Genomic DNA, 19,119 nt, shown 5'->3' with positions numbered 1-19,119 from the left:
ATTGTTTCCCTGGTGGGGCTCGCGGCTTGGGCCAGCGACACGATGGTGCCCTGGAAGTCACAGCAACTGAAGCTGGACAATGTTGTGCGCGCGGGCAGCGTGGTGCTGCCGGCGGGTGAGTACCGCGTCACCCACGAGATGCAGGGCACGCAGCACATCCTAGTGATGGCGCTGACCGGGAGGGGCAAGCAGACCTTCCGGGTGCCGTGCACGATGCAGCCCCTGGTCCAGGCAGCGGCGCAGACGGAGCAGCACTATCGCTTCGAAGGCAAGGAGAGGATCCTGGTCGGCCTGGTCTTCAAGGGCGACAAGGTCTTCCACGCCTTCTAAACAAGACAAAGGGCAAAGGTAAAAGGGCAAGGGTAGGAAGCAGAAAGGAAAAAGTGGGTCCGCGCAAGAGCGGGGCTTTTTCCTTTTTACTTTTCCCCTTTGCCTTCCTACTTTTGCCTTGCTTTGATGGCCCTGGCCGTTTCCGCCGCTTGCTGCTGGATGCGCTGCGGAAGGTCGCGTGACGGGCGCTGGTAGGACTCGAGCAGCGGCAGGTCCTCGGCCCGTCCGACCAAATAGAGCGCGCGCAGCGCCTCCCAGACCTGCTCGGTCCCAGGATCGAGTGTGAGCAATTCGGCGCCCGCGGCAACGTCTGCGCCTTCCTTCACCGCCAGCGAGCGCACCCGGCCGGTGATGGGCGCGCGGACCTCCGCGGTTTCGCCGCCGGCTTCGATGGCTTCGATTCTTGCGAGCATGGTCCCATGGTTGGCGGGCTCGCCCGCTCGCGCGATGGCTGCCACCCGTCCCGCGCGGGGCGCAGTGATCACCACCGGCTTGAGCAACTCGAGGATCTGCGCGTGACCGGCGTCATCCCCGAAGCGGACTAGCGAGAGTGCCGCGTTGCCGCGCACCATGGGCGAAGCGTCCCCCAGCATCCTGCGCAGGGCCTCATGGAACTCGGGGCGCGTGACGTCCTGGCCCATCACCCAGGCGTCGGTGGTGCGGATCTCCTCGACGGGATGCGTGGCCAGGCGCACCAGCTCGGGATACCAGCGCTCGGCGTCCTTGTCCCCGCGCGCAATGCGCTCCCCCACCTGCACCAGGGCGTGCTGGACGTGCCGGGGCTTGTCGGTCTCCGCGAAGTACTGCGAGATCTCGGCGTCGCTGAGCGAGCGGCCGAACCAGGTGCTGCGCCAGAAGAGGAAGGGCAGCAGCACGATGAGCCACGCCGTGAGGAAGAAGAGGAAGCGCATGGGGCCGGACATTCGCTTTCGCGGCTTCTCCGCTGCCGGCGCTGCGGATATCTCGGTAGTTTCGGCTTCGCTGGGATCGATGGGCGTCATGGCTTCCAGTTGACTGACAATAGACTATTGCTTAGTGCTGCTCATTCGACGTCCGCATCCATCACCCGGTCCTGCTCCAGATAGTGAGAAACGGCGTACTGGGCGAGCAGCGGCGTCTGCAGGCGGATGGCGGCGCCGCGCCACTCTCCGCGCGCATGGGGCGCCTCGGGACCGTGTCGGCACTCGCCGCTCGAGCCATGCTGCGGGCCGAAGGAGGCGCCCTGGATCTCGTCGAAGTGGCGCAGCCGCCGCCAGGCTTCGTCGCCCACCGTGCCTGCGATGTCGATCTTGAGCTTGACCACCGCCGTTTTCATGCCGCGAACAGATGGTACAGCATCAGGTAGATGACCACGCCGGTGACGGAGACGTACATCCAGATGGGCAGGGTCCAGTGGGCGATGGCGCGATGGCGGTCGAAGCGCTCGCGGAGCGCCCGCGCCAGCGTGATGGGCACCAGCACCACCAGCGACACTGCGAGTATGGTGTGCGAAAGCAAAATCGTGAAATACACGGGACGCGACCAGCCCGTCCCCTGGAAATGCACCGAGCCCACGTGCCAGTGGTAGTAGAGATAAGACACCAGGAAGATGCTGGAAGTGACGACAGCCGCTCCCATGCACATGCGGTGGCGCGTGACCTGCTTTCGGCGGATGAAGCGGTATCCGGCGGTCAGCAGCGCGGCGCTTGTGCCGTTCAAGACGGCATTGATTGCGGGGAAGACGCTGTAGTCGGTCATCAAGTCAGGCGGCGGGCTGCGTGCTGCGGCGGCTGGCCATCCAGAAGGCGACGGCGAACATGAGGGCGGAGAACGCGGCCAGGATGGCCAGGGCGCTAGCGGCTGAAGTCTCCCCCAGCGTCCCCGGGAAGAGCGCGGCGCGCAGCGCATCCACCCCGTAGGTCAGAGGGTTGGCGCGCATCAGGACGCGGATCCATCCCGACGCCCCGCTCATGGGGAAGAGCGCGCCGGAGAGCAGCCACATGGGGATGAGGAACAGGTTCACGATGGCGTGGAAGGCCTGGGATGAATCCAGCCGCCAGGCCACGATGAAACCCAGCGCGGTGAGGGAGAACGAAACCAGGAAGACGATGAGGGCGACCAGCGCCAGTTGCTGCCATCCGATGTGAATGCCGGCTGCGGGAGCGAAGGCCAGAAAGATCATACCTTGCACGGCCGAGAGCGTGGTTCCGCTGAGGACTTTCGAGAGCACGATGACTGAGCGGTTCACCGGCGCCACCAGCACGGAGAGCAGGAATCCCTCGCGGCGGTCTTCGATCACGGACATCATGGCGAAGATGGAGGTGAAGAGCACCACCAGGATGAGCGCGCCGGGAAAGAAGTATCCCAGGTAGTGTTCGGTCCCGCCCGCGCCGGAGCGGATGGAGTTTCCGAAGCCCGACCCGATCACCAGCCAGAAGACCACGGGGGAGAGGATGACGCCCACCACGCGCCCCGGCTGGCGGTAGAAGCGCACCACCTCGCGCCACCACAGGGAGACGACGGGCAAAGCCACGCTCGCGCCGAAGCCGATGTGTGCGGCAGGGCACGCGGCGGCGGGCGCCGCGGCTTCATGCGCAGTGGTGGAGGGGGTGGCCAAATCAGGCTCCCTTTTCGGCGGCCGGCTTGCGGCGCTTCAGGAAGTCCAGCCAGCCGGCCTCGTAGGCGTCCCAGGCGGCGCTCAGGAAGAAGATGCCAGCCATGGTCAGCAGGATGAGGCAGAGGAAGAGCCCGTCCACGGTAAGCATCTCGCGGTTGCGCAGCACCCAGGCCACGCCCGCGAGGGGAATCATTCCCAGAACGACTGCGAGCACGATTCCAGCGATGACGCGCAAGGGTCCCTCCTGAGACTGGCTTCCATGAAGTTTACTGCATCCGGCTCAGGCGGCGGCGCCGGACTGGCCGTTCTCCGCGTCGGTCCAAAAGCGGTGGCCGGTGCGGCGGATGAAGACGTCCTCGAGCGTGGGCTTGGAGACCGACATGGCCTCGATCTCGCCGGGGAAGGCTTCGACCACGTCGGTGACGAAGCGGTGGCCGTGCTGGCGCTCCAGGCGGACCTTGCCGTCGAGGAGCGTGGGCGAGCCGCCGAAGCGCTCGGTGATGCGGCGGGCGAGCGACACCGGATCGCGCGCCTCCAATAGGATGACGTCGCCGCCAATCTCGCTCTTGAGCGCCGCCGGCGTGCCTAGCGCCACCAGGCGCCCTTCGTTCAGGATGGCCAGGCGATCGCAGCGCTCCGCCTCCTCCATCAGGTGCGTGGTGATAAGCACGGTGACCTGCTCGTGCTCGCGCAGCGACTTCAGGTACTGCCACAGGTCGCGGCGCGCTCCAGGGTCGAGCCCGGTGGTGGGCTCGTCGAGCAGCAGGACCGAGGGCCGGTGCAGCAGTCCCTTGGCCAGCTCCACCCGGCGCTGCATGCCGCCGGAAAAGGTCTGGGTACGCTCGCGCGCGCGGTCCTCGAGGCCGACATGTTCGAGGACTTCCTGGATGCGCTGGTCGAGCGCCGCGCCGCTCATGCCGTAGAGGTGTCCCTGATGCCAGAGGTTCTCGGCTGCGGTCAGCTTCACGTCAATGCTCTGCGCCTGGAAGACCACGCCGATCTGACGGCGCACGTCGGCGGGCGACTGGGCCGCGTCAAAGCCCATCACACGCGCGCTGCCCGAAGAGGGAAGCATCAGCGTGGAAAGGATACGGAAAAGCGTGGTCTTGCCGCTGCCGTTCGGTCCCAGCAGGCCGAAGATCTCCGCGGCGTTGACTGCGAACGACACCTCCTCCAGCGCCGCACGCTCACCGTAGCGGTGGGAGAGGTTCTCGATCTCGATGACTGGTGGGTTCACGGAAGAAGAGGCCGCGCTCACTTCAGGCGGCGTTCAGCATCATCAGGGCAAAGAGCAGCGGCAGATAGATCACCGACGCCTGCAGCAGTTGCCGCGCCCGCGGCTTGGACTGCGGCGAGGTCGCGGGCAGCCGCAGCGCTGCCAGCCGCACGCCGGCCCATAGGAAGGCCGCGCCCAGAAGCAGCGCGCCCGCAAAATAGATCCGCCCGGCCATGTGCAGGTAGACCGGGGCCAGGCTGACTGGGATCAAAGCCAGAGAGTACAGCACCACCTCGCGCGCGGTGGAGCGTCCGTCGGGTTCCACCACCGGAAGCATGCGGATGCGCGCCTCCTCGTAGTCCTCGCGATAGAGCCAGGCGATGGAGAAGAAGTGCGGAAACTGCCAGCAGAAGACGATGGCGAAGAGTGCCAGCGCCTCCCAGCCCAGCTTGCCGCCCGCCGCCGTCCAGCCCAGGACGCCCGGCATGGCGCCCGGGAACGCTCCCAGGAAGGTGCAGATGGGAGAAACTTTCTTCAGCGGCGTGTAGATGCCCAGGTAGGCGCCGGCGGTGGCCAGGGCCAGCAGCGCGGTCAGCGGATTGGTCGCCCAGGCCAGGTAAGCGATGCCGCCCGAGGCAGTGAGTACGCCGAAGGTTGCCGCGTGCAGCGCGCCCATGCGGCGCGCGGGCAGCGGGCGCCGGTTGGTGCGCCGCATCAGGCCGTCGGACTCGCGCTCCACCACCTGGTTGAGAGCGGCGGTGCCGCCCGCCACCAGTCCGATGCCCAGGACGGCGTGCAGCAGGGTCCAGGAAAGGGAAGTCACGCCGCTGCGGGCCGTAGCCAGGTAGAAGCCGCACCAGGCGGTCATCATCACCAGCGAGGTCACGCGCACCTTCACCAGCGCGGCGTAGTCGAGCAGGCGGCCGAGCGGGCCACTGCGGCTGAGGCTCAAGGGCTGGGTGGCGGCGCTCATGCAATCACCGCCTGGGGGGATTCAGAGCGCTCTGCGGCGGGTGCCTGCTTGCTCGAAGGCGCCAGGTGACGCTGTACCTGGAGCGCCAGCCACGCCGTGGTTGCCAGCACCAGCGCGCCCACTGCCACGTGGGCTACGGTGGTCACGACCATTGCCAGCAGGGGCTGGGGGGCGTCCTTGCCCCACTCCACGCGGGTGAGGTAGGCGCCGAAGCCCAGACTGAGCTGCAGCACGATCAATCCCAGCAGGATCTGCGCCGGACGGCGAAGCTGCGGGAGGCTGCCGTAGTTGCGGAGCAGGCGAGTAACCACCCACAGCACAGTCACCGTCACCACTGCCGCCATGATCAAGTGCGGCAGCAGCTTGAGGGCGGAGTGGCGGAAGGCTGCGCCGAGGATGAGTTGCAAGTAAACGCTGGCCAGCGCCAGGCCGACGAGGGCGCGCGTCATTATCCTTGGCCGGCCGGGGTCGCGCAGCTCGAGGCGTGGGGTCTCCAGCCAGCCGCGGCTGGTGAAGAGCGCCATGGCCACGATGGTGACGAAGAAGGTCTGCGCCAGGGTGGCGTGCGCGGTCGAGACCGCGGGCGGCAGGAAGAACAGTACCGTGATCCCGCCCAGGATGCCCTGGACGATCACGCCAGCCAGCGCCCAGAAGCCCAGGCGGCGCATCCAGCGGCGCTTGTCCACGCGCCAAGTCCAGATCGCCAACACGATCATCAGCAGCCCGACGGTCTCGGCTACCATGCGGTGCCCGTGCTCGAACAGGATGCCGCCCTTCATGGGCGGCAGGCGGTAGAGCGAACCGAACGAGGTGGGCCAGTCAGGGACGGAGAGTCCGGCGTCGTTGCTGGTCACCAGAGCCCCGGCCAGCAGCAACAGGAAGGTGGCCGCCGCCGTGCCCACGGCGAAGTAGTGATGTGCCGGGTTGTAGGGCGTTGTCGACGGCTTCAGAAAAAGCTCCTCATGCAACGATGCGAGCCGCGTATGCGGCTCGCTCGAGTGCCAGACGCGGCCGGGCTTTGCCCGGCACCCAGCCGAGAGCGCTGGGCTACGTGGTTGCTACTGGGCCGCCTTAAAGCTGAAATCGGCGGTCTTGGACTCTTTGGCGCCGACCTCGATCTGCATGGTCTGCTCACCCAGGGTCTCATGCACGGCCGCGATGGTGTACTTCCCCGGAGGCAGTCCTGAGATGGTGAACTTGCCGTCCTTGCCGCTGACGGAGAAGAACGGGCTCTTCACCACGCCGACGTACATCTTCATCCAAGGATGCTGGTTGCACTTCACGGGCAGCAGAACTTCTTCACGCGCGAAGCTCTTCTCCAGGGCCGCGGCCTTGGGCGCCTGCGATTCGTTCCACTCCTTGTTGTTCTTGGGCGAAGGGTGAATGTTGTGGGTGGTGGGGTCGCTGTTCAGGATCTTCACCGTCTGGCCGGTCATCACGCCCAGCACGTGCGGGACGTAGTGGCAGCCGTGCTGGTCGATGGTGGCGGATTCCGTGGGCGCAGAGAAGGTACGATCGCCCAGGCCTTCCTTCACGTAGACGAAGACGTTGGCCAGCTTGCCGCCATCGGAGACCACGGTCTCGGTCATGCCCATGCCGCCGGCGCAGGTCGGGTCCTGGCTCATGTCGATCTTCCTGGCCTTGGGCGCCGTACCATCGAGCTTGATGGTGCCCGTTACTGTGGCCACGGTGGCGGGATCGATCGGGGTGGCCTTGGCCGCGGGGGCCGCTGTGGGCGCCGACTCCTCGCTGGGAGCCTCTTCCTTCTTGCTGCAGCCGGCCAGCGCCAGCACCAGCACAAACGAGCAGAGCGCTGTGAGCGCCAGCCATTTCTTGCGGTTCATAAAGTCGTCACACCTTTCTGAATGGATTTGAGCGCCTGCGGAAAACTCCCTATTCTACCTTGAACCGCCCGCCGCCGCTCGATGCGAACCGGCGCCCGGCTGCTTGCTCGAGGTCCGGCCAGGCGCTGCCGCTCGGGCCGCCGCCGCGCGGCGCTGCTCTTCCGCCGTCAATTCCATCATGTAGCGGACCAGCAGCTTGGTGTGGTCCTTGCCGTAGCCCTGGAAGGAGGGCGGCACCGGGCCGTTGAACACCCACTGCGCCCCGTCCTTGCGGAACAGCTTCGAAGGCATGGAGGTGCCGGGGCTGATGTTCTGGGGATCGACGATCCAGCGCTCCATCCATCCCGGCTTCAGCCGTTCCTTGGCCATGAGGAAGTTGGGTGCAGTGGCGATCTTGTCGTGATTGGGATCGCCGGTGGCGTGACACTTCAGGCAGGGCGCGCCCATGCTGGTGAACAGGCTGCGCGCCATCTCCGTCTCCTGCGGCGAGAGAGCCTCCAGCCTCTGCGGCGTGTAAGGCATGGGCTGGCTGGCCAGCGCCTGGAAGAAGCGCACCAGCTTGCGCAGCTCGTTATCCGAGAAGTTGAAGGTGGGCATGCGCGCCTTCAGATAGGGACGCACGCCGTTGCGATTGGTATCCGTCGCGCTCAGCGCCGGGTTGGAGAGGAAGCGCATCATCCACGCGGGATCGACACGAGCGCCTTCCGTGAGCAGCTGCGGCGGACGCTGTTCCTTCCAGTCCGGGTCCTGGTATTTCTTCATCTGAGTGAACGAGGTCACTTGCCCGGGCAGGAACTGGTGGCAGCCCATGCAGTTGTACTTCTTGACAATCCACCAGCCTTCCTGGATGTCGCGGCGCTCGTCGCCCGGCTTGTAGATGTAGCCGGCGGGCAGCGAGACCTCCTGCGTGCTGTCCCGGCTGCCCAGCAGGAAGGTGACCAGCGCGCGGATCTGGTCTTTGGTCAGGTGCGGGTCGGGCATGCGCAGATACTCGGTGGGCGCCCGCTCCCGCTGCCGCCCTTGCAGGTCATAGTCGTAGATATTGGGCAGCGACAGCTTGTGCTCGAAGAATCCCCTGTGGTCGTACCAGGACTCGCCCTTCTTCTGGGGGCCCTCGGGCAGCCGCTCCACATAGCTGGCGTACCGCGAGTCGTTGATCTTGGGCTCGCCAGCACCCGCCTTCGAAGGATGCGTCAGCAGCGCAAAGTCCAGTCGCTCGATGGGCTTCGAGCCTTCGACCGTCAGCTCGGTCCCGATGCGCCCTTCGTCCTCGAAGCCCGAGATCTCGTGGCACCCGGCGCAGCCGAAGTGGCGGATCCACTTCTTGCCCTCGGCCTTCAGCTTGGGATCGTTCATGAACGCAGAAGCGTCGGCGTAGGAGGACGGCTCGCGCTTCTTGTGCGACATGAGGTAGGTGGCGACGTCGGCGGCGTCCTGCTCGCTCAGCCGCAGGATGGGCATCACCGTCATCTGCTGCACCTGCAGCTCGTGGCCGTCGTTGGGGCAGGTGGAGTGCTCCAGGTCGAAGACGTAGGGCAGGCCCTTCTTGGCGTAGTCCTCGGGACCGATGTCCTTCTTCTCATATGCGCAGTACGGGCGCACGCGCTGGCGCGGGTTGTGCACCCAGCGTGCCAAGTAGTCGTAGTTCACTTTTTCGCCCACGCGGCTGAGGTCGGCAGCGAAGCTCCCACCCTGCAGCTCGCCGTCTTCCTCGATGGAGTGGCAGCCCAGGCAGCCGCGGGTCTCGAACAGCTCTTGGCCGCGCTTGAAGTCGCCCGGCTTCTGCTTAGGGATGGAATCGGTCAGCGCCGATTGCCACAGGTAGGCGGTGATGGCGTTGCGCTGGGCGTCGCTCAGCCGGAAGTTCGGCATCTTGGTGGTGGCGCGAAATTCGGTGGGCTTGTGCAGCCACTCCGGGATCCAGTTAGGGTTCAGCTTGGCGCGGATGTCCTTGAGGTTGGGTCCGATCTTCTTCTGATCACGCAGCAGGTTGCGCGCTTGCAGATCGACCTGCTCGATGCGCCCGTCCAGGTTGCTGATTCCCACACGCAGGTTCTCGGCCTGCTGGTAGAGCCGCTTGGCTTCGGCGTTGTCCGAGGCCTGGTCACCCTGCTGGGAGAGCAGCCGGACCTGCCGCAGGTCCTCTCTCTTCTGCGCCTCCAGTTGCTTGATGAGCTGGTTGGCGGCCAGCAACTGCTCGGACTCGGGGTCGTAGCCCTCGTAGCGATGGCAGCCATTGCATCCTCGGACGCGGAAGAGCTCCTTGCCCTGGTCGATGATGGTGCCCATCTCCGGCCCCTGGCCCTTGGCCAGCACCATGTCGGCCGCATGGCAGGTCTGGCATCCCGCCTGGGCGTTTTCCTTGGCGAAGAGCGGCCACAGCCAGTGCTCGTAGAGGCCGTGTCCCTTCTCCACGCTGGTGGTGGCGCGGCCGTTGCCTCCGTGGCAGGCCACGCAGCCGAACTTCTCGGGATCGTGGATGTTCAGGAGTTCCATGGGGTGCCCGACGAAGGCTTCGGCGTACTTGTCTGCCTTCTGCCCCTTGAGTGTCATGGACGCCAGGGTGAGCTTCACCGGCTCCCGCACCCCCATGTGGCAGGACTCGCAGCGGTCCACGATGTTGGCGGCGTTCACGTTGATCTGGCGGATCTGCGGATCCCATTCCCTCATCTTCTTTTCGAGGCCGGCGATTTGCTCGGGCGTGAGCGTGGCGATCTGGTCGCTGATGAAGGCGTCGAGCTTGGCGCGGGCCTCGCTCACCGGCTTCAGCAACTCTCCCAACTCGCCGCCCAGGCGGCCCTTCTCGTCCTTGAGGTCGCTGTAGGCGGCTTCCAGCTCGTCGAAGTTCAGCTGCCGGCCCTTGTACTCGGGCAGGTCTACGCTGAACTGCTTCTTCTTCCTGTATTCCCCCAGCTCGCGAAGCTTGCGGTCGCGGGAGGCCGTATCCACCGTGGTCTCCAGCTGATAGGTGTCAGCGCCCACGCGCGCGCGCGCGTCCGTGAAGACCGCCTGCACCACGCCCAGCTTGCGGCTGGCCTCGTGGATCTGGTCGTTCAACTCCTTCATCCGGGGCGTCGCTGCCTGGCTGGCCTCCTCCCAGGTCTGCTTCAGCCGCTGATAGTCGGGGTTCGACTTCAGGTCTTCCTCCGACTGCTTGGACTTGGCGTAGTCGGACTTGAGGAAGGAGAGGTAGCGCGCCTGGAACTCGGCCTGGTAGGCCTTCCAGGGACGCTGGCCCCAGAACTCGTCCTCCAGCGCCCAGAAAAGCGAGCCGATGAGCAGCACCACCGCGATGAGGTAATGCAGCGCGTAGGACCGGCTTACTACGGGATCGTCTTGCGGCGGTGGCGGTTGCGGGGGCATCTTAAGTTCTCGGTTCCCAGTTCTCGGTTCTTAGACAGCCAACGAGCAATGACCAACGACCAAAGACCAACGACCAGCGCGGCTCAAACGTTGAACCACGGCGTCACCCACACGTACTTGATGTGCAGCGCCAGTCTTAGCAGCATCTTGATGGGCAGCGAGATCATGAGCAGCAGCAGCATCATCAGGGTGTTGTATTGCAGGAAGCTCATGCGCTGGTAGTCCTTGAGGTGGAAACGCTTGAACAGGTGATGGACCACCACGCCGCCTACCGCGAAGTATCCGCCCACCACCAGAGCTCCGAAGGCCGCCTTCGCCCAGGTCGAGGTGATGTTGAATATGTCCGGCAGGTCGCGGTTCACCTCGTAGATCAGTTTGTTGTGGTCCCAGGTCTGCCCCGGCCAGAACCACATCCAACCCGGCCCGCGGATGAAGGTCCCGATGACGATCATCGAGATCCAGAGCACGATGAACCCGAAGCAGAAGGTCCCGATGGCGAACCTTCGCTGCTTGAGGGTGTAGTAGCCCGAGCCCAGCGGGTTGGGATCGATGTAGGGAATGGCCATCAGCCCGACGACGATGAACGTGGGCATGACCACGCCGGCGATCCAGGGGTCGAAATAGACCAGCATCTCCTGCAATCCCAGGAAGTACCAGGGCGCCTTGGCCGGATTCATGGTCAGATTGGGATTGGCCGGCTCCTCCAGCGGCGCGTTCAGCGCGATGGACCACACCATCAGCAGGATGGTGACGATGATGACGGCCAGGAACTCGATGCGCAGCAGGAAGGGCCAGACGTGGATCTCCTTCTGCCATCCCGGCTGGAAGGGCCAGGTCTTGCGGTGATGGGTTTTGGCCAGCGCGGGGTCGGCGGCCAACTGCTCGATGAGCCGGTCGTTGGCGCTCGCCTGCCTCCACGCCAGCCACATGTAAAAGACAAGCAGCGGAATGATGCCGACAATGGGCACATTGTCCGGCGCGGACGCGATCTCCCAAAGCTGTGACCAGTCCATAACTATCTCCGCGGCTCCTTCACTTCCGATTCCAGGATCACCGGCGCCGGCCCCGAGATGCCTCCATCTTTTCTCACCCGCCAGAAGTGCACGATCATGAAGATGGCGGCGATGATGGGGATGCCGATGCAGTGCCAGATATAGGCGCGCAGCAGGGCATTGGCGTCCACGATGGAGCCGCCCAGCAGGCCGAAGCGCACGTCGTTGTAGGGCGTCATGTGCATTTCCGGCCCAAAGGGCCCTTCGTGGCCCAGCATGGGAGTGGCGCGCGCCATGTTGGTACCCACCGTGACCGCCCAGAAGCCGAGCTGGTCGTCCGGCAACAGATACCCGGTGAACGAGAGCAGCAGGGTGAGCACCAACAGGATGACGCCCACGTTCCAGTTGAATTCGCGCGGCTTCTTGTAGCTGCCGGTGAGGAAGACCCGGAGCATGTGCAGCTCCACCGCAATCACCATGAGGTGCGCCGCCCAGCGGTGCATGTTGCGCAGCAGCCCGCCGAAGGGAACGTCGTGCTCCAGATAGAGGATGTCGCGGAAGGCCTGCACCTTGGTGGGGTGGTAATAGAACATGAGCAGCACGCCGGTGAAGGTGAGCACGATGAACAGGTAGAAGGTGATGCCGCCCATGCCCCAGGTGTAGCTGTAGCGCACGGCGTCACGGTTGATCTTGGCGGGATGCAGGTGCAGAAAGACGTTCGACAGCACGCCCAGCGCCCGGTTGCGTGGCGTGTCGTCGTGCTTGTGGCGGAAGATGGAGGTGTAGAGCTGGGTCTTGGTGGGTTTTTTCAGGCCTTCCACCTGGTCCTTGACCTTGCCCAGCATCTCGGACTTCAGCGTCCGGACGTCTTCCTTGAAGCGCTCCACCGTTCCCGTGCCGGTCTTCTTTTCGTCGTTCTCTTCTGCCATGCCTGCCTCGTCTGCCGCCTGCTACACCGAAAGAAACGCGCCTGGGTCGTCGAAGTGGGTGGCCTGCCCCTTGGGCTGCTGGTAGAGCCGGCTGGTGTCCACCACGATCTGTCCGGTGGGATCGAGCTCGATGTGGGCGCGATCCATGGGACGCGGCGCCGGCCCCTCGAAGTTCACGCCCTCGCTGTCATAGCCCGAGCCGTGGCACGGGCACTTGAACTTGTTCTCGCTCTGCTTCCAGTCGGGCGTGCAGCCCAGGTGGGTGCAGCGCGCGTAGATCACGAACAGCCGGTCGGGCGTGCGGTCCACCCAAATGCGGAAGCCCTGCTGCCATTTGGTGTCCACGCCCAAGCCGTAGTCGGCGGGATAGCCGATCTTGAAGACGGTGGAGGGCTCAAAGAGCGTCCGCGGCAGGAAAAAGCGCAGGAAGGCGAGGAACCAGGTAGCGAGGAACGCCGTCACCGCGCACCACACCAGGCGGCGGCGCTTGCGGTCGATCTCCTGGTCGGAGGGCCCGATGGCGGCTATGCCCCCGGCGGCCGCGGCCTTGGAGGTGCCGACCGCGGGCGTGCCCACGTACTTGTTGGCCTCCGTGCTCCGGGCCTCGGCTTCCGCCTTGGGAGGTGTCGCCATATTCAGTCTGCTGCCACCAATTCTTCCGGCGCCGGCGCCATCGCCGGCGACAATGCATTCCTCACCAGATCCGCCAGCGCGGCGATGAACCGGGGCGAATCGTTCAACCCCGCCGTCATCTCGAACTGCCGGATGCCCAGCCCGCGCGCCAGCTCTCGGGCCTCGTGGTCAATCTCGCCTAGCGTCTCCACGTGGTCGGAGACGAACGAAATCGGTACGACGCACAGGTCGCGGGCGCCCTCACCCGCCGCGCGCTTGAGCGTCTCTCGCAGCGACGGTTGCAGCCACTTGCTGGCGCCTACTTTGCTCTGGTAGCAGAGCCGGTGGCGGTTCGGGAACCCGCCGCGCTGCATCATTTGCATCACCAGCGTAACGGTCTCTTCCACCTGCTGCTGGTAGGGGTCGCCCTTCTCGATCACCGAAAGGGGCACACTGTGCGCGCTGAAGACCAGCTCCGCGGCCTGTGGCTCGGGGAAGCGCACCAGGGCGTCTTCGATCTTTTCCACTACGGAGTCGAGATATCCCGGGTCGCGGTAGAACTCGCGTACCAGGTGTGCCGGCGTCCCGCCGGCTGTCGCGTGGGCGTCTCGCCCGCCCCACCGCCGCGCCCATTCATTCAGGCTGCTGCCGGTGGTGGTGGAGGAGTACTGGGGATAGAGGGGCAGCAGGACAATCTGCTCGCATCCCGCGGCTTTCAGCTCCGCCACCGCCTCCCGCGTGAACGGGCGCCAATATCGCATGGCGACCACGCAGCGGGCGTCCGCACCCGAGCGGGCCAGCGCCGCTTCGAGCGCCCGCGCCTGGGCCTCCGTGTTCCTGCGGATGGGCGAGCCACCGCCAATCTCCGCGTAGTGGTGGCGGACCTTGGAGGCGCGCGTGGCCGAGATCAGCTTGGCCAATGGCTTGCGCCCCAGGCGGGCGAAGGGGAAGTCAATGATGTCGGGGTCACAGAAGAGGTTGAAAAGGAACGGCTCGATGTCCTCGAGGGTCTCAGGCCCGCCGAGCTGGAACAACACAACGCCTGTACGTGTTCTGGCTTCAGCCATTCCCCAGGAAGTCCGGAACGGGCGAGTGTAATGAACAAAGTGCCGAAGGTCAACGGAGTTTTTCACACGGCGGAAGCGTGGAACTTAGGGAGCGGGGACCGTCACCGGCTCCATCGCCGCGATGACCGCATCCGCGAACTCACTGGTGCCGGCGGTGCCGCCGACGTCGCGGGTGAGCTTATCCTTCTTGTGGCGATAAACCTCGCAGAGTCCGGCGTACACCTTGTCGGCGGCCTCGCGCTCGCCCAGGTGTCGCAGCATGAGGACGGCGGACTGCAGCACAGCGGTGGGGTTGGCGAGGTTCTTGCCCGCGATGTCCGGGGCGGAGCCGTGAACGGCCTCGAAGATGGCGCACTCGGTGCCGTGGTTGGCGCCGGGCACCAGGCCCAGCCCGCCGACGAAGGCCGAGCACAGGTCGCTGATGATGTCGCCGTAGAGGTTTTCCATCACCAGCACGTCGTACTGGTAGGGATTCATCACCAGCTGCATGCAGGTGTTGTCCACGATGTGCTCGCCATAGGTGATCTCCGGGTACTCCTTGGCGACGGTGCGGCAGCAGCGCAGGAAGAGGCCGTCTGACAGCTTCATGATGTTGGCCTTGTGGATGGCGTGGACCTTCTTGCGCTTCTCGCGGCGCGCATATTCGAAGGCCCAGCGAGCGATGCGCGTGGAGGCCTTCTCGGTGATGATCTTCAGGCTCTCGACCACGCCCGGTACCACCTCGTGCTCGATGCCCGCGTACAGGCTCTCGGTGTTCTCGCGGACAATGATCAGATCCACGCCCGGGTAGCGCGTAGGGATCCCCGGCAGGTTCTGGATGGGACGGAAGTTGGCGAAGAGTTCGAACTTCTTGCGCAGCGCCACGTTGATGGAGGCGAAGCCGCCGCCGATGGGCGTGGTGACCGGGCCCTTCAGGCCCACACGCGTGGTCTCGATGGACTCGATCAGCTCCTTGGGGATGTACTCGTGGTGCTTCTCAAAGGCCTCGGCGCCGGCGTGGAAGCTCTGCCACTCGAACTTCACCCCGGTGGCTTCGAGGATGCGCACCGCGGCGCCGGTGACCTCGGGGCCGATGCCATCTCCGGGGATGAGTGTGATTTTGTGGGCCATGGTTACTTCGCCTTGGGCGCCGCTTCCTTCGTCTTCAGCAGGTCCTTCAGCTCCGACATGAATTCCTTGACGTCCTTGAAATCCATGTACACCGAGGCGAAGCGCACATAGGCCACCTTGTCGTGGCGCTTCAGGCGGTTCATGATGAGCTCGCCCACCTCGCTGGTCTTGCGCTCGCGCTCCGAAGAATCAATGACGAAGGCTTCGGCCTCGTTCACGATCTGCTCCAGCTTACCGATGGAGACCGGGCGCTTCTCGCAGGCGCGCAGCAGGCCGGCCAGGACCTTCTGGCGGTCGAACTTCTCGCGGCGGCCGTCCTTCTTCACCACCATGTAGGGGATCTCATCGATGCGCTCGTAGGTGGTGAAGCGCTTCTCGCACTTCAGGCACTCGCGGCGGCGGCGGATGGATTCGCCTTCCTTGGACTCGCGCGAGTCCACCACCTTGTCATTCACGAAGCCGCAGAAGGGACATTTCATGGGGGAAAAGGGCGTTGCTTCAGCCCGCATTCTATCAGGGAGGCGCAAGCGAGCCGCAAAGGACAAGAGCAGGTGCCTCGTCGCTACGCTCCTCGGGATGACAATTCCAGGGGAGGGGAGATGTCAGAACAGCGAGAGCCCACTAGTCCTCGACGTGCGATTCCGCCTCCGCCTTGCGCAGGGAGACGTGTTCGCGGTGCGCCAGGAGCAAGCCTGTGGGCACCACCGACATGAAGGTCACCAGCCACAGCATGATGCCGCAGCCCACGGCCAGCTCCGGCTTCACCGCGAAGACGACTTCCAGCACCTTGATGATGGCGAGCTGCGAGCCGCCGCCCACCGCCGGGAGCTGCAGCAGCGATCCGGTCATGCTAGAGACCATGAGCAGCACCACGTGGGCGACGGTGATGTCCGCGAGCTCGGCGTAGGCGTGCGTCACCTGGACGTAGGCGAGCGCGATGGCCACCCAGATGAGCAGCGACAGCCCTGTGATCTCGAGGAACGACCGAAGGTCGTGGATGGTGTTGAGTCCCTCTCCGAAGGCCTGGACCCGGTGCGCGACGTGGTGGGCGACACGGGGCGAGAGAGGGGCAAAGCGTTTCTCCAGCGCCGCGGCCAGCGAGGTCCCGTGGCGCCGGGCCAACATGGCCAGCAGGGCTCCCGCCAGGACGCCGGCGACCAGCAAGTAGGCGAGCTGATGTAAGTGCCGGAGAGCCCCGGGGTAGCGCTGGAAGAATGGGATGGAGGCCAGCGCTCCCGAGAAGACCACCAACGCCAGACAGGCGGCGACGGCGCCCACGTCGAAGATGCGCTCCACCGCCCACACCGCGATCTGGGAGGAGAGGGTCAGGCCCTCCTTGCGGGCGATGAGGTAGGGGCGGATGAGCTCGCCGGGTCGTCCCAGCAGCGCCAGTCCAGTGAAGCCGATGAGGGTGGGCGCCAGCAGGCGGCGCGCGGGCACGGCGCGCACCGGCCGCAGCAGGATCATCCAACGCAGCGCGCGCAGGAAGTAGACGGAATAGATAAGGACGACGGCGGCCAGCAGGCGCAGCGGGTCGGTGCGGCGCACCTGAGCGAACATCAGCGCCCAGTCGAACTCCTTCCAGGCGCGAAACTGGAAGTAAACGAGGACGGCGAGCACGGCCCCGACCGCCAGCGTCAACAGAATGCGGGTGCGATTCATCTGTGCTGCACGTTATACGGGCGAGCGTTGGGGGTCAATGCCGGGCCGCGGGCGGAGATTGCCGGGTGAGCTCCAGGCCGGCGTTCTTGGAATAGACTAAGGCCAGCGATGAAGCTCATGGACTCGATCCACGGGGGATATGTGTTTCCCCGCCGCGTCAGAATCCTCAGCCAGCACCTGGCGGAGATGGCGCCGCGGGAGGCCAGCATCCTGGACGTGGGCTGCGGCGACGGCTTGCTGGACCAGCTTCTGCTGGAGCGGCGGCCGGACCTTTCGGTGCGCGGCATTGAAGTCCTGATCCGCAAGAAGACCTATCGGCCCATCGAGACCTACGACGGCAAGACCATCCCGTTTCCCCAGAAGAGCTTCGACGCGGTCATGCTGGTGGACGTCCTGCACCACACCGACGACCCGCTGGAACTGCTGACCCAGGCCGCGGGCGTAGCGCGCAAGTGCGTCCTGCTGAAAGACCACACCAGGAACGGCCTGCTGGCCGGACCCACGTTGCGGTTCATGGACCGGGTGGGCAACGCCCGCCACGGCGTCGCCCTGCCCTACAACTACTGGACCTACCAGCGTGGATGGATGCCTGCGAGAAACTGCAGCTGAAGATCGCGGTTTGGCAGCCGAAGGTGGGCCTGTATCCCTGGTGGGCCGGCTGGGCGTTCGACCGCACTTTGCAGTTCATGGCCCGGCTGGAATTGAACGGGAACTAGGGGCGGGGCGCCGCAGTCTCGGCGACCGCCGGCTCCGGCTTCTTTGCCGCCTTGCTGCTGCTCTGCGCCGCCGCGGCCTTCTGCTGCGCCACCTTCTTGCGGTTGAAATCAATGATGACCCGCCGGACGTAGTTGTGGGTCTCGCGATACGGCGGCACGCCGCGGTACTGATCGACGTGCTCCGGCCCGGCGTTGTAGGCGGCCAGGGCCTTGATGGTGTCGCCGTGGTACTGCTCGAGCAGCTGCCGCAGGTAGCGGGTTCCGCCCTCGATGTTGTCGCGGGGCTCCCAGGCGTTGCCCACGCCCAGCTTGGAGGCAGTCTCCGGCATAAGCTGCATCAATCCCTGGGCTCCCTTGGGGGAGCGCGCGCGGGGATTGAAGCCGCTCTCGGCCTGGATCACGCTGTTGACCAGGTCCGCGTCCACCTGGTGGCGGTCGCTGGCGGCTTGGACCAGGCCGGGGATGCCCTCAATCGTCGGGGGCGGGGAAGCATCGGCCGTCTCCACCTCCTCGCGCTGGTACGAGGCAATCTCCGCGGTGGGGACGTCGATCCAGCCGCTCTGGCTGCCATTCTCGAAGAAGAGGCGAGTGGTGGTCCCCATGACTTCGCGGCGCTGATGGCGGATGGTGAAGCCGTTGCTCAGCACGGCCACCTCCGCCGCGAAGGCCGAGGCGGAGAGCGCCACGATGGCGGCCCATCCCACGAGTTTTGCGCGCAGCGACATGGTCAACGACTTAGAGCCTCTTCCACCGCGGCGGCCACGCCGCTCTCGGCGTTTGAAAGCGTTACCGCCCAGCCGTTCTGCTTGAGTTCCGGCGCGGCGTTGCCCATGATCACGGGACGGCCGGCGAACTCCAGCATCTCCACATCATTATAGTTGTCGCCGATGGCCATGACCTGATCGCGCGGGAGGCCGCGGTGGCGGGCCCAGCGCTCGAGCGCGTGTCCCTTGGAGCAGCCCTGGTTGAGCACGTCCACGATGCACAGGTCGCGGTGCTCGTACTCGGTGCGCAGCACGGTAATCTCACCGTCGAAGCCGCCGGAGGCCAGTGCTGCGAGCGCCTGCTTCATGCGCGCGATGGGACCGCAGAACATGAGCTGCACCGGGTCGCTCGAGAGCGAGTCTTCGATGGGGACGATGAGTTGAACGAAGTCGGCGTTCTTGTCCAGCCAGCGGCCCAGGGTGAGGCGCAATTCTTCGTCGGTCTCCAGTACCAGCGCACCGCGCGTTTCTATGTCAAAAGTGAGGACGGTATTGCCGCGGAAGTCGCGCATGTGGCCGCAGACTTTGCGGGCGGTGGCCGCGGGCAGCAGGTCGCGGTGGAAGAGTTCGCCGCGGATGGACTTGGTGATGGCGCCATTCGAACTGATCAGCCACAGATCGAAGCCCAACTGCCGGGCGATGGGCAGGGCGAAGGTGTGGCGGCGTCCGGTCACCAGCACCACTTCCACGCCCGCGCCGTGGGCGCGCTGGAGTGCCGCTAGGTTGGCAGGCGAGATCTGGAAGCCAGGGTCGAGCAGAGTGCCGTCAATATCGATCGCGAGCAGGCGGATTGCGGGCTTCACAGCTCGATTCTAGCATCGCCGGCTGCGGGTCAACGCTGCTCCCGGAGTGTTAGACTTCTTCGCCCGGACGAAAACGAATCCGATGTCGAACATCACATTCCTTGAGTGCACCAAATGCGGGGAGAAACTCTCCGCCGAGCAG

21 protein-coding genes are annotated in these 19,119 nt (G+C 65.4%); 2 read left to right on the top strand and 19 right to left on the bottom strand.

Features of this window, described 5'->3' with window-relative positions:
• A partial coding sequence (locus VGQ94_06175) for a hypothetical protein (protein ID HEV2022098.1) occupies positions 1–330 on the top strand: 330 nt, incomplete at its 5' end.
• A 107-nt stretch (positions 331–437) separates the two neighbouring features.
• Here the strand turns inward: VGQ94_06175 and VGQ94_06170 are convergent.
• From VGQ94_06170 to VGQ94_06090, 17 genes are all read right to left on the bottom strand, one after another.
• On the bottom strand, positions 438–1,331 hold the full coding sequence (locus VGQ94_06170; protein HEV2022097.1) for a hypothetical protein: 894 nt from the start codon (positions 1,329–1,331) through the stop codon (positions 438–440).
• Between the two features lie 41 nt (positions 1,332–1,372).
• A complete protein-coding gene (locus VGQ94_06165; GenBank protein ID HEV2022096.1) occupies positions 1,373–1,645 on the bottom strand; it encodes a hypothetical protein in 273 nt (90 codons plus the stop codon).
• The gene (locus VGQ94_06160; GenBank protein HEV2022095.1) at positions 1,642–2,067 is read right to left on the bottom strand and encodes a DUF420 domain-containing protein; all 426 of its coding nucleotides are present in this window, start codon (positions 2,065–2,067) and stop codon (positions 1,642–1,644) included. Before VGQ94_06160 ends, VGQ94_06165 begins: the two co-directional genes overlap by 4 nt.
• 4 nt (positions 2,068–2,071) lie before the next feature.
• Entirely contained in the window at positions 2,072–2,926 is an 855-nt protein-coding gene (locus VGQ94_06155) for an ABC transporter permease (GenBank protein ID HEV2022094.1), read from the bottom strand.
• 1 nt (position 2,927) lies between these two features.
• Positions 2,928–3,161: a hypothetical protein gene (locus tag VGQ94_06150; protein HEV2022093.1), complete on the bottom strand. Its 234-nt coding sequence runs from the start codon at positions 3,159–3,161 to the stop codon at positions 2,928–2,930.
• Positions 3,162–3,206: 45 nt separating this feature from the next.
• Positions 3,207–4,163, bottom strand: a complete 957-nt coding sequence (locus VGQ94_06145) for an ABC transporter ATP-binding protein (protein HEV2022092.1) — start codon at positions 4,161–4,163, stop codon at positions 3,207–3,209.
• 22 nt (positions 4,164–4,185) lie between these two features.
• Complete coding sequence (gene cyoE, locus VGQ94_06140; protein ID HEV2022091.1) at positions 4,186–5,115, bottom strand: heme o synthase; 930 nt, start codon at positions 5,113–5,115, stop codon at positions 4,186–4,188.
• Positions 5,112–6,083, bottom strand: a complete 972-nt coding sequence (locus VGQ94_06135; GenBank protein ID HEV2022090.1) for a COX15/CtaA family protein — start codon at positions 6,081–6,083, stop codon at positions 5,112–5,114. Before VGQ94_06135 ends, cyoE begins: the two co-directional genes overlap by 4 nt.
• 90 nt (positions 6,084–6,173) lie before the next feature.
• A complete protein-coding gene (locus VGQ94_06130; GenBank protein HEV2022089.1) occupies positions 6,174–6,959 on the bottom strand; it encodes a carboxypeptidase regulatory-like domain-containing protein in 786 nt (261 codons plus the stop codon).
• A gap of 54 nt (positions 6,960–7,013) precedes the next feature.
• Positions 7,014–10,322, bottom strand: a complete 3,309-nt coding sequence (locus tag VGQ94_06125; GenBank protein HEV2022088.1) for a c-type cytochrome — start codon at positions 10,320–10,322, stop codon at positions 7,014–7,016.
• Positions 10,323–10,405: 83 nt separating this feature from the next.
• On the bottom strand, positions 10,406–11,335 hold the full coding sequence (locus VGQ94_06120) for a hypothetical protein (GenBank protein ID HEV2022087.1): 930 nt from the start codon (positions 11,333–11,335) through the stop codon (positions 10,406–10,408).
• 2 nt (positions 11,336–11,337) lie between these two features.
• Complete coding sequence (locus VGQ94_06115) at positions 11,338–12,243, bottom strand: cytochrome b N-terminal domain-containing protein (GenBank protein ID HEV2022086.1); 906 nt, start codon at positions 12,241–12,243, stop codon at positions 11,338–11,340.
• A gap of 21 nt (positions 12,244–12,264) precedes the next feature.
• The gene (locus VGQ94_06110) at positions 12,265–12,876 is read right to left on the bottom strand and encodes a Rieske 2Fe-2S domain-containing protein (GenBank protein HEV2022085.1); all 612 of its coding nucleotides are present in this window, start codon (positions 12,874–12,876) and stop codon (positions 12,265–12,267) included.
• A gap of 2 nt (positions 12,877–12,878) precedes the next feature.
• Positions 12,879–13,922, bottom strand: coding sequence for a ferrochelatase (gene hemH, locus VGQ94_06105; protein HEV2022084.1), 1,044 nt, complete (start codon positions 13,920–13,922; stop codon positions 12,879–12,881).
• Positions 13,923–14,006: 84 nt separating this feature from the next.
• Positions 14,007–15,032: an isocitrate/isopropylmalate dehydrogenase family protein gene (locus VGQ94_06100; protein HEV2022083.1), complete on the bottom strand. Its 1,026-nt coding sequence runs from the start codon at positions 15,030–15,032 to the stop codon at positions 14,007–14,009.
• A 2-nt stretch (positions 15,033–15,034) separates the two neighbouring features.
• A complete protein-coding gene (nrdR, locus tag VGQ94_06095) occupies positions 15,035–15,511 on the bottom strand; it encodes a transcriptional regulator NrdR (GenBank protein ID HEV2022082.1) in 477 nt (158 codons plus the stop codon).
• A 142-nt stretch (positions 15,512–15,653) separates the two neighbouring features.
• Positions 15,654–16,694 carry a lysylphosphatidylglycerol synthase transmembrane domain-containing protein gene (locus tag VGQ94_06090; GenBank protein ID HEV2022081.1) on the bottom strand — a complete coding sequence of 347 codons (1,041 nt, stop codon included), beginning with the start codon at positions 16,692–16,694 and terminating at the stop codon, positions 15,654–15,656.
• 108 nt (positions 16,695–16,802) lie between these two features.
• On the opposite strand from VGQ94_06090, the gene VGQ94_06085 reads away from it, so the two are divergent.
• Positions 16,803–17,303, top strand: a complete 501-nt coding sequence (locus VGQ94_06085) for a methyltransferase domain-containing protein (GenBank protein HEV2022080.1) — start codon at positions 16,803–16,805, stop codon at positions 17,301–17,303.
• Between the two features lie 103 nt (positions 17,304–17,406).
• Here the strand turns inward: VGQ94_06085 and VGQ94_06080 are convergent, their stop codons facing one another.
• Entirely contained in the window at positions 17,407–18,135 is a 729-nt protein-coding gene (locus VGQ94_06080; protein HEV2022079.1) for a lytic transglycosylase domain-containing protein, read from the bottom strand.
• Positions 18,136–18,137: 2 nt separating this feature from the next.
• Positions 18,138–18,977 carry a Cof-type HAD-IIB family hydrolase gene (locus VGQ94_06075; protein HEV2022078.1) on the bottom strand — a complete coding sequence of 280 codons (840 nt, stop codon included), beginning with the start codon at positions 18,975–18,977 and terminating at the stop codon, positions 18,138–18,140.
• Positions 18,978–19,119: the final 142 nt, after the last annotated feature.

Source organism: Terriglobales bacterium (genome assembly GCA_035937135.1).
Lineage (GTDB): Bacteria > Acidobacteriota > Terriglobia > Terriglobales > Acidobacteriaceae > DASYVL01.
This window is presented reverse-complemented; position numbering and strand designations above follow the sequence as displayed.

Bases quoted from the DNA above. Each gene is read 5' to 3' on its own strand.
- VGQ94_06125 (HEV2022088.1), bottom strand. From the start codon at position 10,322: ATGCCCCCGCAACCGCCACCGCCGCAAGACGATCCCGTAGTAAGCCGG.
- cyoE (HEV2022091.1), bottom strand. From the start codon at position 5,115: ATGAGCGCCGCCACCCAGCCCTTGAGCCTCAGCCGCAGTGGCCCGCTC.
- VGQ94_06100 (HEV2022083.1), bottom strand. From the start codon at position 15,032: ATGGCCCACAAAATCACACTCATCCCCGGAGATGGCATCGGCCCCGAG.
- VGQ94_06160 (HEV2022095.1), bottom strand. From the start codon at position 2,067: ATGACCGACTACAGCGTCTTCCCCGCAATCAATGCCGTCTTGAACGGC.
- VGQ94_06165 (HEV2022096.1), bottom strand. From the start codon at position 1,645: ATGAAAACGGCGGTGGTCAAGCTCAAGATCGACATCGCAGGCACGGTG.
- VGQ94_06115 (HEV2022086.1), bottom strand. From the start codon at position 12,243: ATGGCAGAAGAGAACGACGAAAAGAAGACCGGCACGGGAACGGTGGAG.
- VGQ94_06090 (HEV2022081.1), bottom strand. From the start codon at position 16,694: ATGAATCGCACCCGCATTCTGTTGACGCTGGCGGTCGGGGCCGTGCTC.
- VGQ94_06130 (HEV2022089.1), bottom strand. From the start codon at position 6,959: ATGAACCGCAAGAAATGGCTGGCGCTCACAGCGCTCTGCTCGTTTGTG.
- VGQ94_06110 (HEV2022085.1), bottom strand. From the start codon at position 12,876: ATGGCGACACCTCCCAAGGCGGAAGCCGAGGCCCGGAGCACGGAGGCC.
- VGQ94_06170 (HEV2022097.1), bottom strand. From the start codon at position 1,331: ATGACGCCCATCGATCCCAGCGAAGCCGAAACTACCGAGATATCCGCA.
- VGQ94_06120 (HEV2022087.1), bottom strand. From the start codon at position 11,335: ATGGACTGGTCACAGCTTTGGGAGATCGCGTCCGCGCCGGACAATGTG.
- VGQ94_06080 (HEV2022079.1), bottom strand. From the start codon at position 18,135: ATGTCGCTGCGCGCAAAACTCGTGGGATGGGCCGCCATCGTGGCGCTC.
- VGQ94_06085 (HEV2022080.1), top strand. From the start codon at position 16,803: ATGAAGCTCATGGACTCGATCCACGGGGGATATGTGTTTCCCCGCCGC.
- hemH (HEV2022084.1), bottom strand. From the start codon at position 13,922: ATGGCTGAAGCCAGAACACGTACAGGCGTTGTGTTGTTCCAGCTCGGC.
- nrdR (HEV2022082.1), bottom strand. From the start codon at position 15,511: ATGAAATGTCCCTTCTGCGGCTTCGTGAATGACAAGGTGGTGGACTCG.